We start from the raw sequence: 14,669 nt of genomic DNA, 5'->3' as shown, positions 1-14,669 counted from the left end.
CTCCGTGGTTCGCCGTGGGGGCGTGGGGCGGGTCGCCGCCGCGCCGTCGGGGAGTGGATGGGCGGCGGCGACCCTGGTGGGTCCGGCAGCCGGACGGGGACCGACGGCCGGAAAGGCCGGTGGCGTTGAAGACCGCGCTGGCGAACCGGGCCTGCGCCGTGCAGAGCAAGACCCGGTCAAGCCGCGGATGTGCATTTCCGGGAGGTTGAATTTCCAGTGATCCCGGTCGACTCGTCTTGCGTCGACAACGAGCCTCTGTCGCTTGGGTGGTGCGACGTCGGTCGCACCACCCAAGCAACTCCTGCCCGGAGTGATCCTGACGAGTTGACGGCCTACATCACGTGCTCGATCCGGATGGGCAGCCGGTTCTGTCGCTGTCCGGTGGCGTGGAAGACCGCGTTCGCGACAGCGGCTGCCACGCCGACCACCGTGACCTCGCCGAGGCCCTTCACCCCGACGTCGTTGAGGAGCAGGTCGGGCTCGTCGATGAAGTCGACGTCGATCCCCTGTATGTCAGCGTTGACCGCGACTGGGTACTCCTCCAGCGTTGTGTTGAGGAATCCGCCGAAGCGCGGGTCGACCTCGCTCGACTCCCGGAGCGCCTGGCTGATGCCCCAGATCACGCCCCCGCGGACCTGACTGGCCGCGGTGACCGGGCTGGCGACCCGGCCGCAGTCGGCCACGCAGAGCGCCCTGGGCACACTGATGCGCCGTGTCGTGGCCTCGACCCGCACCTCGACGAAGTGAGCGACCCAGCTGAAGGCCGTGAAGTCCGGGAAGACCGGACCCGCAGGGGCGGTCAGGCCGGCCCGTGAACGGTCGAGCATCTCGGAGGGCTGGCCCTGTCCCAAAGAGGTCACCTCCACCTCCGGCGATCCGTGTCCGGTGGCTCGAACCGCGGCTGCCACATCCACTGTCCCGGTGTCGCCCGTGCCGAGCTGCTTGCGCAGCTCGCGGAGTGCCTTGTGCACCGCGGGCAACGCGGTCGCGGTGCCCCACGAACCGGCGGTGAGATGCTGCGGCGCGAAGCGCGTGTCACCGACCCGTACGACGACGTCCTGCACGGGAACACCGAGGTCCTCCGCGACCAGGAGGGCGATGGCCGAGCGGATGCCCTGCCCCATCTCGTGGCCGTCGACGCCGACGGTCACCCGGCCATCGGCTGCCGCGGACATACGGGCCACGGCCGGAGCGACCATGACCGGGTAGGCGCCGGCAGCGACGCCCAGGCCCACGAACGATCCGTCAGCGGCACGCATCGACCCCGGCCGCGGATCGCGTTTCTCCCATCCGAACCGCTCCGCACCCCGCTTCAGACACTGCGCCAGGTGGCGGGAGGAGAAAGGCAGACCGGTGACCGGGTCCGTGGCGGTGTCGTTGGCCAACCGCAGCTCGACGGGGTCCTGGCCGGTGGCGTAGGCCAGTGCGTCGATGGCCGACTCGAACGCGAAGCCGGCCGGGCCCTCGTGCGGAGCCCTCATGTATCCCGGCGTCTGGACGTCGGTCTGAACCAGGCTCTGACGTCCCCCGAAGTTGGGTACGGCGTACAGTCTCGACGTCATCTCCGTGTACATGGCGGGGAACAGGTCGTGGCGGGACGTCTGGTGCTCCGTGTCGTGCAGGGCGGCCAGGAGCCGTCCCGACGGGTCGGCGCCGAGCCGGATGCGATGACGACTGACCGGCCGGAAGCTGCCGGTGTGGAATGTCTGCGGGCGCGGAATGACCAGCTTGACCGGACGCATCAGCCGGCGTGCGGCGAGCGCCAGTGGCCCGATGTGCGGCTGCAGTGCGTTCCGGGATCCGAAGCCGCCTCCGATGTAGGGCGAGATGACGTCGACGTCGGCCGGATCGAGGTTCAGTTGCGTGGCGACTCCGTGGCGGAGTGCGCCGGCGTTCTGGGTGCTCTCGTGCACTACGAGCCTGTCGCCCTGCCATTCCACGACTGAGCTGATCAGTTCGATCGGGACCTGGTGCTGGGCCGGGTGCAGGTAGGTCTCGTCGATCTGCACCGGGCTCGCCGCGTACGCGGTCTCGGCGTCGCCCACCTTGACGTCGGCGAACCAGGGCAGCGGGATGGCTTCTTCCTGGAGGACGGAGGTGGCGCCTTCGTCGTCGATTCCGACGGCGAACGGCTCGGTGTCGTAGCGTGCCCGGACGAGTTCCGCCGCCTCCGTGGCGGCGACCAGGGTGTCGGCGACGATCAACGCGATCGGCTGTCCCCGGTAGGCGACGACATCGCTGAGCAGCGGCTGCAGGCTCTGGAAGGCGAAACCGCCGCCCATCAGGAACCCGGGGCCACGCAGTTCGTCCTCGTTGAACCGGGTCAGGACCAGACGGACACCGGGGACCGCCTCGGCCGCGGCGGTGTCGATGGCCACGGTGCGGCCCTTGCCGATCGTGGCCGAGGCGAACATGGCATACGCCAGGTCGTCCGGGACGCGGTCGGCACCGTAGCGTGCGGTGCCGGTGACCTTTTCGTGGGCGTCGACGCGGCGCAGGTCCGGGTTCTTCATCGGGCGGCTCGCTTCCCGGCGGTGAGCAGTGCGTCGGTAACGGTGCGGATGCCCAGTTCGACTCGGAACGCGCCGGTGCGAGGGGGGCGGGCCTCGGCGAAGGCGACTTCCCCCGCGTGGCGGGCGGTTTCCATGGTGAGTTGTTCGCCGATCAGTGAGCGTTCCGCTGCCGTCGCTCGCCAGGGGCGCGTGGCGACCCCTCCCAGACCGATCCGGCAGTCCGTGACCATTCCCTGTGCGTCCAGCGTCACGGCGGTGGCGGCCGAGGTGAGGGCGAAGGCGTAGGACTCCCGGTCACGGATCTTGTGGTAGGTGGAGCCGCGACCGGCGGGTGTCGCGGGAACGCGGATCCGCAGGATCAACTCATCAGGAGTCAGGGTGTGTTCGAGCAGGGGGTTGTCTCCCGGTTCGACGTGCAGTTCGCCGAGCGGTAGCGTCCGCTCGCCTGCTGGGCCGACCACGTCGAGTTCGGCGTCGAACGCGATCAGGGCTACGGCCCAGTCGCCCGGGTAGGTGGCGATGCAGGTGTCGCTGGTGCCCAGCAGCGCGTGGGTGCGGTCGAGTCCCTCGAGAGCCGCACAGCCGCTGCCGGGGTTCCTCTTGTTGCAGGGGAACTCCGCTCCGCCGCGGAAGTAGCCGCATCGCGTGCGTTGCAGCAGGTTCCCGCCGACTGTCGCCATGTTGCGCAGTTGCTGGGACGCCGCCCGCCACAAGGATTCCGACAGCGCCGGATAGTCGCGGCGTACGACCGGATGGTCGGCGACCTCGGCCATTTTCGCTCCCGCACCGAACGACAGTTCGTCCTCATCCGTGCTGATCTCGGTCAGCTCGGCGAGACGGTGAATGTCGATGACGGCCGGCGGAGCCTCGATGCCGAGCTTCATCAGGTCGTACAGGGTCGTGCCACCGGCCAGGAGCTTGGTGCCCGGCTCGGCGGCGGCCAGGGCGTCGACGGCCCCGGCGACGCTGTCGGGCACTACATAGGCGAATGAGCGCACCGTCTACACCTCGGTCTGCTTGGTCTGGTCGGCCACCCGGCGGATGGCGGCGGTGATGCCGGCATACGCGCCGCATCGGCACAGGTTGCCGCTCATGTACTCACGGATGTCGCCGTCGGTCTCGGTGTGGCCTTCGGCCAGGCAGGCCAGGCCGGACATCACCTGCCCAGGTGTGCAGTAGCCGCACTGCAGGGCGTCGCAGTCGACGAACGCTTGCTGCAACGGGTGCAGCGTGCCGTCGGGGGCCGAGACGCCCTCGATGGTCATCACGTCCTGTCCCGCGACCTGGACCGCCGGAGTCAGACAGGACACGACGCGACGGCCGTCGATGTGGACCGTGCAGGCGCCGCACTGCCCCTGATCGCACCCCTTCTTGGTTCCGGTCAGCACGAGACGCTCGCGCAGCACGTCGAGCAAAGACTCGCGAGGATCCAGAGCGAGGCACACCTTCTCGCCGTTGACGGTGAAGGCCGTCTCGACAAGGTCAGTCGGCGGCCGGGTGGTCGTCGATGTCTTCATCATGGCTTCGTAATCCTTTGTGACAGGGCCCCGACGAGGGGGGAGCAGGGGAGACTGGGGTCTCGCTCCTTCGTTGCGGCGGGCCGGTGAGCGCCTGCGGCCTCGACCGTAGGGGCGCCCGCGCAGGGGCGGGAGAGGACGGTTTATCCATGGATCGGCGGTCTCTGCCTGGTGGAGTGGTCCCACCCAGCGGATCCGGTGTCGCTTCTGCGTCGCGGCATCCGAAGACAGCCCCGCCCGGGTCCACACCAGGCGGAAAGCGTCCGGCGGGGCGGATACCGCAGCCTCCGAATCGCCGCAGCCGGCAGCGCCACAGGCGGCAGGTACCGCACACGATGAACACCCGCACCGCACCATGTCTGACCAGCGGGCGCCTTCGGGGGATATGGGCTCGATGGGGGTGGTGCCTGTCAGAGACGATCCGCGAGGTGCGCCCCTTCCCGGGCTTTACCTCGGCGCCGAGACCTGGTCCCTGGGCGGGCGCACAGCTGTGGAAGGAGGCTCGACTGCGCCCTGCTCCGAACTGAGCCCGTCCAGCAGGAGGTCCCCGAGCTCGGAGAAGGCGTCGCCGGCGGTCAGGCCGGTCCTCTCCAGGAGGACCCCCGACTGGACCGCGTCGATGGTGACCGCCACGACCTGAGCGGCGAAATGCCCGTTGAGCGCGCGGAAAACGCCGGTCTGCACGCCCTCCTCGATCAGTTCGTGGACCCGGCGCGCCGCGGCGGCGGAGTTCGTGCGGTAGATCTGCGCGGTCGGCTCGTAACCGACCATGTCGTCGTAGAAGGCGTGGGAATGCCGGCGCATGGCCGTGCCGACACCGGTGAGGTAGACGCGGATCCGCTGCCGGGGGTCGGGCTCGGCCTGGACAGCCCGTTCGATCTCGGCTGTCGCCTCCCGGAAGAAGGCACGGGTGACCGCCAGGACCAGTTGTTCCTTCGTGGAGGCGAGGCTGTACAGCGTCGCCTTGGAGCACCCCAGTCGCTGGGCGAGCTCATCCATGGTCACCGCGGTGAAGCCTTCGGTCAGGATGATCGCCTCGGCCTGGCGCAGGAGTTCCTCCCGCCGGGAAGTGTCGACGACCCGCCTGCGCGCCGTTCGGCGCGGGCGTCGGTCACGCGAGTCAGTTTGGGCCGTCACCGCAGCAGTCTCCCATGAGCATCCCCGCCGGAAGCGGCGGATGGCCGTCCGGACCGGAAAGCCGACCCTAGCAAATGGGTACTAGCGTACCGTCTAACGTACCCACGTGGAATGTCCCCGGGAGTGACGTTCAGACCGCGGCGGCCCGGTCAGCGTGGCTGGGCCGGACGGCGAAGGCCGATGCAGCGGCTGATCACTGGCTCCTCCGCCGGGTTCGCGGTTACCGGATCGAGGATCCGATGGAGATGCCGCCGTCCACGTCCAGGACGATGCCGGTGATGTAGCCGGCGGCTTCGCCGGCGAGGAAGGCCGCGGCTTCGGCGATGTCCTCGGGCGTGCCGGTGTGGCGCATCGGGATCTTGTTGGTGAGTTTGTCGCGTGCCGGGCCGTTCATGGAGGCGAGCATGGGTGTGTCGATGAGGCCGGGGGCGATGGCGTTGGCGGTGATGCCGTGGCGGGCGCCCTCCAGCGCGAGGGTGCGGGTCATGCCGACGATGCCGGCCTTGGCGGCCACGTAGTTGGTCTGGCCGAAGTTCCCGCGCCAGGACATGGAGGAGAAGCTGACGATGCGTCCGTAGCCCTGGCGTTTCATGGGGCCGAACGCGGCGCGGGCACAGTGGAAGCCGCCGGTGAGGCTGACGTCGATGACCGCGTGCCAGTCGTCGTCGGTGATGTCCTCGACACGGTTGTCGCGGATGATGCCGGCATTGTTGATCAGCACGTCGAGGCGGCCGAGATCGGCGGTGATACCGGTGATCCAGGCGTTGACCTGGGCGGAGTCGGTCACGTTCACCACGTCGGTGCGGAGCTTCGCGTCGTGGGCGTCGGCGATTGTCCCGGCGGCGTCGGTGAGGGCCTGTGCGTTGACGTCGGCCAGCGCGACGGTGGCGCCCTCGGCGGCGAACCGGGTCGCCATCGCGAGGCCGAGACCTTGTGCGGCGCCGGTGATGGCGACGACGCGGCCGTGGTAGCGATTCACGTGGTGTCTGCTTTCACTTGTCGTCTGCTTTCGTGGTGGCGTGGGGTGCGAGGAAGGCCCTCAGGGCGTCGGCCACCGAACTCGCCGACCAGTTGTCTGCGAAGGCGGCCAGTTCCTCGCGCAGGGCCTGCTCGGGGACCATGCCGTCGATCCGGTGCAGCAGCGTCTTCAGCCGTTGCTGCGCCGGGCTGTTGCGGTCGGCCAGTTGCCGGCAGATGCAGGTGGCGGTGGTGTCGAGGTCGGCCTCGGGCACGATCGCGTGGATCCAGCCGGTGTCGGCGAAGGCGGTCGCGGGCAGCAGTTCGCCGGTGAGCAGGAGCCAGCGCGACAGTCCGCGTCCGACCGCGCCGGGCAGCCGGACGCTTGACCCGCCGGCCGGTACCAGCCGCCGGTTGAGGTGGCCGTCGCCGATGAGCGTGGTGTCGGCGGCGACGACGACATCGCAGGCCAGCGCGAGTTCGAGGCCCCCGGCGACGGCGTGACCGTGCAGCACGGCGACCCATGGTTTCGGGCTGGCCGCGATGCGGCTGAAGCAGGCCGAGACGTCGGCCAGGAAGTCGACCGGGTTGTCGCCCCTGTCGTGCAGCTCCAGGAACTGGTGGAAGTCCCCGCCGGCACAGAAGCTCGGCCCCCTGCCTGCCACGGCGATGACCGCTGTGCCGGGGTCGGCCTCGGCGCTGGTGATCTGTTTGTCCAGGGCTTCGATGAGGGTGACGTCGAGGGCGTTGCGCCGCTCCGGGCGGTTGAGCAGCAGCCACCGTACGGTGCCGCGTTGCTCGACGAGCAGAGGTTCGGTGTCGGTCAACGGGGCTCCGGGGCGGCGAGTTCGGTGCGGCGGCGGCTGCGCAGCAGGTAGCGCTGGGTCTTGCCGCTGGGCGTCTTGGGCAGGGCGTCGATGAAGTGGATCGTGCGCGGGTAGGCGTGGGCGGCGTAGCGGGTCTTGACCAGTAGCTGGAGTTCGGTGGCGAGTTCCGGTGAGGCGTCGGTGCCGTCGCGGAGGACGACGTACGCCTCGATGACCTCGCCGCGGACGTCGTCGGGTGCGCCGATGACGCTGCACTCGGCGACGGCGGGGTGCTGGGCGAGGACGCTCTCGATCTCGAACGGCCCGATCCGGTAGCCGGCCATGATGATGACGTCGTCGTCGCGGGAGGAGAAGAAGAAGTCGCCGTCGGCGTCGATACGCCCGGCGTCGCCCGTGAGGTACCAGCGGCCGTCGGCGGTGAACTTGGCGTCTGAAGTGCCATCGAAGGGGAAGAAGTCCACTCCCACGGCCGGGAAGGTGCGGGCCGATGCGCTGCGGTTGCTGGGGTGCGTGCGGATAGCCACGGCCCGGCAGATGGCTCAGGTGATCACGGCGGAGGATCGGGACGGCCGGTCGTATGTGCGCAGGGCGATGAAGGAGCTGGCGGAGCTGGGGCTGGCGGAGACGAACGGCAAGGTGGGCAAGCATCAGATCTGGAACCTGACCCCGGCCGGGCAGAAGGCTCTGGCCGACGGCAACGAGCTGCCGCCCCGCCCGAAGGCCGGCACCGGCGCGAAGGCCGTTCGAGCCGGGTTCGGACCGCACGGCGTCGCGGTGACCGACACGATCCTCGCCTACACCGACACGGTCCTCGCCGGCGGCCGTGAGTATCTGACCGACTGGCAGGTGGAGGTGAACCACGCCATCAAAGAGATCGGCCTGAGCTTCAACACCGACGCCGTGCTTGCCGTGCCGACCCAGACCAGCGAGGTGCGCCTCTTCGAGCTCGACAACGGCACCATGTCCCAGGCCCGCCTCGCACGTGAGGTCTGGGACTACGAGCGTTACGCCGGGCACCGGGTCTGGGAGGGAGCCCGCGGCACCAACGGCCGCACGTTCCCGTTCTGGCAGCGCCACCGCTACACCCGCTCCGAGGGCTTCCCGCGGCTGCATGTCGTCCTGGCGGGCAAGGAGGAGCACCTGCTCGACAACCGCCGCCAGGCGCTCACCGCCGACGTCCAGGGCATCGCCATCGCGGTGTGGGTGAACACCCTGCCCCGGCTGAAGCGCGGCGAGCCCTGGTACGAGATCGGCGTCGACGACCCAGACCGGCGCCGCGCCCGATACCCCGAACCGCCTGGCCGCTGAGGCAGAGCTGCCGGAACGGACGCCGGGCGGCCGGTGACCGCCCGCCCGGCGGGACGGCTCTCGAAGTCGTGATGCCACCGTCCGGGACAGAGGAGGCCGAACGCGGCTGCGTGTCTGTGCCGGACCGTAGACAGGGTTCATGAGACGCAGCAGAGAAGAAGAACCCGCCTCGGACCTGCCGGGCAGCCTGTGGCACGCCCTGATCCGGCTCCAGCACACGCACCCCGACCCTGTGGGCCGGACCGGGCCGCTCGCCCGGCCGGCCGGGATGCTGTCCTTCACCGCAGCCGCGGACACCATCCTCGCGGCCCGCGTCCATCTGTCCGGCGCGGAGACGATGGGTGAACTGCACGAGACACTCCGCACCCTGACCGCCGGCCTTACCTATACCCACTTCGCCCGTCCCGACGTCGTGCTGGACGTCACGCTCGGCAGACGACAGGAACTCCCGATCCACGCGGAGCACACCATCGGCCTCACCCGGCTCTTCCAGAACGCCGCTGGCACCATCGGCTTCTGCAACACACCAGGTGGCGGCCGGTGCTTCCACTGCGAGGGGACCGGGCGTGCCCTCCCACTGTGGGAGCCGTAGTCGTCAGCCGGCCACGACGTCGCGTAGTTCCCGTACAGCGCGCTCGTGGTGGTGCTGGGCAGGGATCGCTTCGTACAGGTCCAGGGCGCGGCGGCGGACCAGGCCGGTGCGGTAGTCGGCGGGCAGCGCTGTTAGGGCGTCGACCGTACGACGGCACGCCTGCTCGGTGTCGCCGTCGTGGTGGGAACACGCCGCCGCGTCGACGTTCAGCAGGGTGCGCGTCATCGTGCTGGTCGGCGCGGACAGCTCCAGGGCGCGCTCCTGGCTGACGGGGGCGAGGCGGGTGTCCCCGAGCGTGGTGAACGCGTGGCTGAGATGGACGTGATGCTTCTGCTCGCCGTACGTCAGCCACGTGTCCGACCGCTCACCCTCGGGGAGCCGGTCCATGAGGGCGTCGGCGGCCTCGAGCGCGGCGCGGGCCTCTTCGCTCCGTCAACACCTCCTATGTATCGCGACTTCAGCCCTGAGAGGCGAACTCATCGGTCGGCAGCGATCTTCGGTTTGATCTGGCAATTTCTGTCGAACACCTAGACAGATCGCTGATTTGTAACCGTTAATACATCCGATGTTGCTTCGCCGAAACATACGCGGTGCGCAAAGCCTGTCAGGACACCGTGCGCTGTCCTCCGAGCAGCCGGGGAGAAGACCTTGTCGGAGTCGATCACCCGCCGAAGAGTCGCTCGTCGGCATGGCGGTCACCGACGGCAGGCTTCGCCCTTGCGTCCAGGGCCCCGCCCCGAAAGGAAGAGCCGCAGCCCGTCGGTCCACCTCCCGGGCCGGCCCGCACGTCGCTCCGCCCGACAACGCCCGCGACTGGCAGGGCAGCCCCGCCACCTGCCCCCCGGCACACCACTACACCCAGCCGGCCCGGAATGTCCCCGCACATCGTCACCGCAAGCAGCGCCATCGATCCACAGGAGTGCCCCATGTCCGCGTCCAGAATGAATCGCCGTACCTTTCTCGGTGCGGCGGGGGCGGCGACCGCCGCGACCGCTCTGCCGCTGGTCCCCGGCTTCTCCGGCCTGCTGTCGCAGGCCTCGGCCGCGGACACGCAGACCAACCTGAGCAAGATGGTCGACATGCGGTTCGGCATGTTCAACCACTTCAGCCTGGGCACCTTCACCAACGAGGAGTGGGCGGCGCCGAAGCAGAGTCCCACCCTCTTCGCCCCGCCGAGTGTCAACTGCGCGCAGTGGGCCGACGCGGCGGCTGCCGCGAAGATGAGTTACGGCATCCTGACCACCAAGCACCATGACGGCTTCGCCCTGTGGCCGAGCGCCTATGGCACCCAGAACGTCGCGAACAGCTCCTACAAGCACGACGTGGTGAAGGCGTACTGCGACGCCTTCCGGGCGAAGAACCTGAAGGTCGGGTTCTACTACTCGATCTGGGACCGCACCTACGGAGTCGAGGCATGGGAGAGCCGGCACAAGGTGACCGGGCTCGAAATCACCGATGCCATCAAGCCCGACCACATGACCTTCATGCTCGGTCAGATCCGCGAGCTGCTCACCAACTACGGCACCATCGACATGTTCATGACCGACGGGTACGCCTGGCAGATGGGGCAGCAGGCCGTCTCCTACCAGAGGATCCGTTCGCTGGTGAAGGAGCTGCAGCCGGACTGCGTCATGATCGACATCGGTGGGCTGACGGAGCCCTTCCTCAGCGACGCGATCTTCTTCGAGGAGCCGCTGGGGATCACGGCGCCGGCGGGCAACACCTACGCCGGCATGCAGGGACAGACCATCAGCAACGGCTGGTTCTGGCACCCCTCCACCCCCACCGAAGGCCTGATGAGCAAGGACGCGATCCTCTCCCACCTGGCCGACCTGGAACCCAAGTACACCTCCTTCATCCTCAACTGCCCGCCCAACCGCAACGGCCTGCTGGACACCAACGTCGTCAACCGGCTCGCCGAGGTCGGCGCGGCCTGGAGCCCGAACACCTCCCGGCCGTCCCTGCCCACCCAGCCACTGCGCGCCGAGCACCCCGTCACCCCGGTCAACGCCTACGCCACCGCCTTCCGCGCCGGCGAGGGCCCGCTCCACGCCATCGACGGACTCAGCGACGTCCGCTACGAGACCTGCTGGTCGACCTGGGGACTGTCCCCGGCCCTGCCTCACTCGATCACGATCGACCTGGGCGGCGTGTGGAGCAACGTCTCCACCCTGGAGTACCTGCCCAAGCAGTGGAACCGCAGCAACTCCACCGACGGCGACATCACCTCCTACACCATCCTCACCAGCACCGACGGGGTCACCTTCACCCAGGTCGCCACCGGCACCTGGGCCGGCGACCGCGCCACCAAGGTGGCCGAATGGCCCGCCCGGAACGTGGGCTTCGTACGGATCCGGGCCAACGCGGCCACCGGCGGCTACGCCAACATCAGCGGCGTCAGGATCGGAGGCCGGTCGCTCAAGCCGGCACTGGTGTCCACCACGCTGCCCGGTGACGGCACCGTCTACCGGCTGGTCAACCGAAACAGCGGCCAGGTGGCCGACGTGGTGAACAGGCTCACCACCAACGGCACCAAAATCCAGCAGTGGCCCTGGCTCGGCCAGACGAACCAGAAGTGGACCTTCATCAAGACCGGCGACGGCTACTACAAGATCAAGGGTGTAGGCAGCGGCAAGCTCCTGGAGATCGGAGGTCTCTCCCGCGCGGACGGCGGCACCGCCGGCATCTGGGGAGACGCCGGCGCCCCCCAGCAGCACTGGGCCGTCACACCCACCGGTGACGGGCACTACCTACTGATCAACCGCTACAGCGGGCTCTCGCTCGCCGTGGACGAGGCCAGCACCGCCAACGCAGCCGCCGTCGAGCAGCAGCCCTACGCGGGCCGCACCGAGCAACAGTGGCAGATCATCCCCTCCTGATCCTGCCCTCCGGCCCGCTCCTGCTCGGTCTGTTGCGAGGGGCAGCGGTGGCGGTCCCCTGCGGGCGCGAGGCGCCTGGGCACCTCGCGCCCCGCAGAACGCGTGCCTGATTCCATCATTCCTCCGAGCACGTCACCATCAACGTCCGGCTGTACTTCACGGGTTTCACCCAAGCCCTCACTCCTGCCGTACATCAACGCCGCTCTCACGCCGTCCGTGCACACGGCTTCCCCGCACTCGGCGACATGACCGGCGCCACCGTCCACCTCGCCGGCTCCGGGGCCGCCGACTCGGCCTCCGCCGACGGGGCCGCGCTGGTCCAGTAGACCTGCGGAAGCCGGCTCAACCAGCAGTTCACGCTGCGGAGCGTCACCTCCTGAGCGCCCCAGCCCCTCGACCCGCACGTCTCCACGAAGAAGACGCGCACGTCCCCACCCAGCAAAGAAGGGCCGCACATGCACACCTCCCGAAGACTCTCCGCCAGACTCACGGCCACGGCATCCGCCACCTGTCTGGCCGCTGTCGGACTCGCCCTCGTCCCGGCGGCAGACGCCTCGGCCGCGGGCGCGCCGCAGGGCGGCCACGTCTACGCGCTGACAGCGGCGCACAGCGGCAAGAACGCCGCCGTGCTGTCGGACTCCCTGGCCAACGGCGCGACGGTCGTGCAGAAGACCGCCTCCGGCGGCCCCGGCCAGCTGTGGGAGGCGGTCGACCACGGCGACGGCACCTTCTCGCTGGTCAACATCAACAGCGGCAAGTGCATGGACGTCCAGAACGGCTCCATGAACACGTGGGCCGCGATCATCCAGTGGACCTGCACCGGCGCCGGCAACCAGCGCTGGACCTTCAGCGGCTCGGCGATCGTCTCCGCCCGCAGCGGCCTGTGCCTGGACGTCTCCGGCAACTCCACCGCGGAGGACCGCGCGCTCATCCAGTACACCTGCAAGAACACGGCCAACCAGCAGTGGAGCCTGACCGAGCGCCTGCGCTCCGCGACCTGGGGCCCGAGCATGGTCAGCGGCGGCCAGACCTTCACCTCGCAGACCATCCGGATGGTCGTCCACAACAACACCTCCGGCGCGGGGCTGCGCATCCGGCTGTCCAACCTGCGCAGCACGACCGCCCTCTCGGTCGGTGCCGTCACGGTGGCCGTCCAGTCCAGCGGCGGCACCGCGGTCGCGGGCACCACGCGTACCGTCACCTTCGGCCGGTCGGCCACGCCCACCATCCCCGCCGGGCGGGAAATGACCAGCGACGTCATCCCGATGCCGGTCGTCGCGGAGCAGAACCTGCTGGTGAGCGTCCATCTCCCGGGCACCACCGGTACCTCGACCTACCACAACGACGCCCACCAGACCTCATACCTGTCCGCCGCGGGCACCGGCAACCACGCGGCCGAGGAGGCCGCGACGAACTTCACCACCACCACGGCCCGCTGGTTCTACGTCGCCGGACTCGACGTCGTGTCACCCACGGCCAAGGGAACCGTCGTGGCCATCGGCGACTCCATCACCGACGGCTCCAGCGCCACCGACAACGCCAACCAGCGCTGGCCCGACTACCTCGCCCGGCGGCTCCAGGCCCAGTCCGGCGGCCAGCGCCTCGGCGTGGTCAACGCGGGCATCGGCGGCAACCGCGTGGTCACCGACAGCCCGAGCGCGCAGCAGGGCATCGCGGCCAAGACCCGGTTCTCCCACGACGTCCTGACCCAGCCGGGCGTGAAGAACGCCATCGTGCTGGAGGGCATCAACGACATCAACAACACCGCCACCCCCACCCCCGCCGACCAGATCATCGCCGGCTACCAGACCATGATCAACCAGGCACACACGGCCGGTGTCCGAATAATCGGCGGGACGATCCTGCCGCACTCCTCGCAGACCGCCGCCAAGGCCGCCATCCGCGCCCAGGTCAACGACTGGATCCGCACCAGCGGCGCCTTCGACGCGGTGATCGACTTCGACGCGGCGCTCCGGGACCCGGCCAACCCGGCGCGATTGCTCCCCGCCTACGACAGCGGCGACCATCTGCACCCCAACAGCGCCGGCATGCAGGCCATCGCCAACGCCGTGGACCTCGCGCTGCTCACCTCCTGAGCGGGTGCCACCTCCCGGACGGCGTAGTTCCGTCCGGCGCCCCCTCTCCGCGTACGGGGCACCGGACGGAACGGCCCGTCATCCGTGCGCCTGCGGGCAGCTGCTGCCGACGATGACGGCCAAGGCATACCGGCTCCTCAAGGCCATCATGAGAAGGCCCCGAACCTACCGGCCGAGCCGGGCTGCCGCCTTGCCCACAGCCGCCGGGCGGGGTTCCGGCGATCGAACAGGATGATCAGGGTGCCGGAATCAGCCTCACGCGTCGTCGCCTGGCGGCCCGTCGGCGGCGGCGCGCAGCCAGACGCGGCTGCCGCACGCGGGGAGGTCGGCGCGGGCCTGCTCGGTGCCGGTGCTGCTGGTGTTCCAGCGGGCGTCCATGGTCAGGCCGTCGAACATCACCAGCCTGCTGACGCCATCCTGCCGCGTGACGTCGATCCAGGCGGAGGAGTCCCGCAGCATCGCCAGCCCGGCCCGGTCGCCGTCCGCCATCCCGGAGCAGTCGAGCACGACGGTCGCGGTGGAGGCGGGGCCCTGGATGTGTGGCCGGGGAGGGCCGGGTGGGGGAGCGGGAGCTTGAGGGCTTGGTCTCGGTGTCGCGGCCGGTGTTGGTGGGGCGATTGCTTCAGCTGGATGTGGCTGGTGGTGTGACGTCGGCGCATGTGCGGGCGGGGGTGCATCCGCGGACGGTGTGGCGGTGGGTGGAGGCGGCGCGCAGTGAGGGCCGTGTGGAGCGTCGCAGGCGTTCCCGGTTCGAGTTGTCGGAGCAGGCGTGGGAGGTGCTGGCGCAGGCGGCGGAAGCCACGGATTCCCGTCCGAAGACTGTGCCGCGTAGCGGCACAGCAA

General features: G+C 69.6%; 12 protein-coding genes and 2 pseudogenes. 5 read left to right on the top strand and 9 right to left on the bottom strand.

The window, feature by feature from the left end:
• Positions 1 to 332 precede the first annotated feature (332 nt).
• The 7 genes from IEZ21_RS46415 to IEZ21_RS46385 form a co-directional block, all read right to left on the bottom strand.
• On the bottom strand, positions 333 to 2,513 hold the full coding sequence (locus tag IEZ21_RS46415; protein WP_189327838.1) for a xanthine dehydrogenase family protein molybdopterin-binding subunit: 2,181 nt from the start codon (positions 2,511 to 2,513) through the stop codon (positions 333 to 335).
• Positions 2,510 to 3,511: an FAD binding domain-containing protein gene (locus tag IEZ21_RS46410; RefSeq protein ID WP_189327837.1), complete on the bottom strand. Its 1,002-nt coding sequence runs from the start codon at positions 3,509 to 3,511 to the stop codon at positions 2,510 to 2,512. Before IEZ21_RS46410 ends, IEZ21_RS46415 begins: the two co-directional genes overlap by 4 nt.
• Positions 3,512 to 3,514: 3 nt before the next feature.
• Positions 3,515 to 4,033, bottom strand: a complete 519-nt coding sequence (locus IEZ21_RS46405) for a (2Fe-2S)-binding protein (protein WP_213089440.1) — start codon at positions 4,031 to 4,033, stop codon at positions 3,515 to 3,517.
• 444 nt (positions 4,034 to 4,477) lie between these two features.
• The gene (locus IEZ21_RS46400) at positions 4,478 to 5,167 is read right to left on the bottom strand and encodes a TetR/AcrR family transcriptional regulator (protein ID WP_246568964.1); all 690 of its coding nucleotides are present in this window, start codon (positions 5,165 to 5,167) and stop codon (positions 4,478 to 4,480) included.
• A gap of 220 nt (positions 5,168 to 5,387) precedes the next feature.
• Positions 5,388 to 6,146, bottom strand: coding sequence for an SDR family oxidoreductase (locus IEZ21_RS46395; protein WP_189327836.1), 759 nt, complete (start codon positions 6,144 to 6,146; stop codon positions 5,388 to 5,390).
• A 13-nt stretch (positions 6,147 to 6,159) separates the two neighbouring features.
• Positions 6,160 to 6,951, bottom strand: coding sequence for an enoyl-CoA hydratase/isomerase family protein (locus tag IEZ21_RS46390; protein ID WP_189327835.1), 792 nt, complete (start codon positions 6,949 to 6,951; stop codon positions 6,160 to 6,162).
• Positions 6,948 to 7,475, bottom strand: a complete 528-nt coding sequence (locus tag IEZ21_RS46385) for an AMP-binding enzyme (protein WP_246568962.1) — start codon at positions 7,473 to 7,475, stop codon at positions 6,948 to 6,950. Before IEZ21_RS46385 ends, IEZ21_RS46390 begins: the two co-directional genes overlap by 4 nt.
• Before the next feature lie 10 nt (positions 7,476 to 7,485).
• Between IEZ21_RS46385 and IEZ21_RS46380 the strand changes: the two genes are divergently transcribed.
• Both IEZ21_RS46380 and IEZ21_RS46375 read left to right on the top strand, forming a co-directional pair.
• The gene (locus IEZ21_RS46380) at positions 7,486 to 8,259 is read left to right on the top strand and encodes a replication-relaxation family protein (RefSeq protein WP_189327834.1); all 774 of its coding nucleotides are present in this window, start codon (positions 7,486 to 7,488) and stop codon (positions 8,257 to 8,259) included.
• Between the two features lie 139 nt (positions 8,260 to 8,398).
• Positions 8,399 to 8,851 (top strand): hypothetical protein, encoded by a 453-nt coding sequence (locus tag IEZ21_RS46375; RefSeq protein WP_189327833.1) that lies wholly within the window; start codon positions 8,399 to 8,401, stop codon positions 8,849 to 8,851.
• Positions 8,852 to 8,854: 3 nt separating this feature from the next.
• Here IEZ21_RS46375 and IEZ21_RS48345 read toward each other — a convergent pair whose 3' ends face one another.
• Complete coding sequence (locus IEZ21_RS48345; RefSeq protein ID WP_246568960.1) at positions 8,855 to 9,238, bottom strand: hypothetical protein; 384 nt, start codon at positions 9,236 to 9,238, stop codon at positions 8,855 to 8,857.
• Between the two features lie 539 nt (positions 9,239 to 9,777).
• Here IEZ21_RS48345 and IEZ21_RS46365 point away from each other — a divergent pair.
• Positions 9,778 to 11,730, top strand: coding sequence for an RICIN domain-containing protein (locus IEZ21_RS46365; protein ID WP_189327832.1), 1,953 nt, complete (start codon positions 9,778 to 9,780; stop codon positions 11,728 to 11,730).
• A 455-nt stretch (positions 11,731 to 12,185) separates the two neighbouring features.
• A complete protein-coding gene (locus IEZ21_RS46360; protein ID WP_189327831.1) occupies positions 12,186 to 13,826 on the top strand; it encodes a GDSL-type esterase/lipase family protein in 1,641 nt (546 codons plus the stop codon).
• A 267-nt stretch (positions 13,827 to 14,093) separates the two neighbouring features.
• Here the strand turns inward: IEZ21_RS46360 and IEZ21_RS46355 are convergent.
• Positions 14,094 to 14,363, bottom strand: a pseudogene (locus IEZ21_RS46355) (beta-xylosidase family glycoside hydrolase); the annotation flags it as partial.
• 20 nt (positions 14,364 to 14,383) lie between these two features.
• On the opposite strand from IEZ21_RS46355, the pseudogene IEZ21_RS47155 reads away from it, so the two are divergent.
• Positions 14,384 to 14,669 (top strand): annotated as a pseudogene (locus tag IEZ21_RS47155) (hypothetical protein); the annotation flags it as partial.

The sequence above is a fragment of the Streptomyces flaveus genome, assembly GCF_014647675.1.
GTDB lineage: Bacteria > Actinomycetota > Actinomycetes > Streptomycetales > Streptomycetaceae > Streptomyces > Streptomyces flaveus.
The sequence above is the reverse complement of the archived record's forward strand: the minus strand, read 5'-3'. Positions and strand labels throughout refer to the sequence as shown.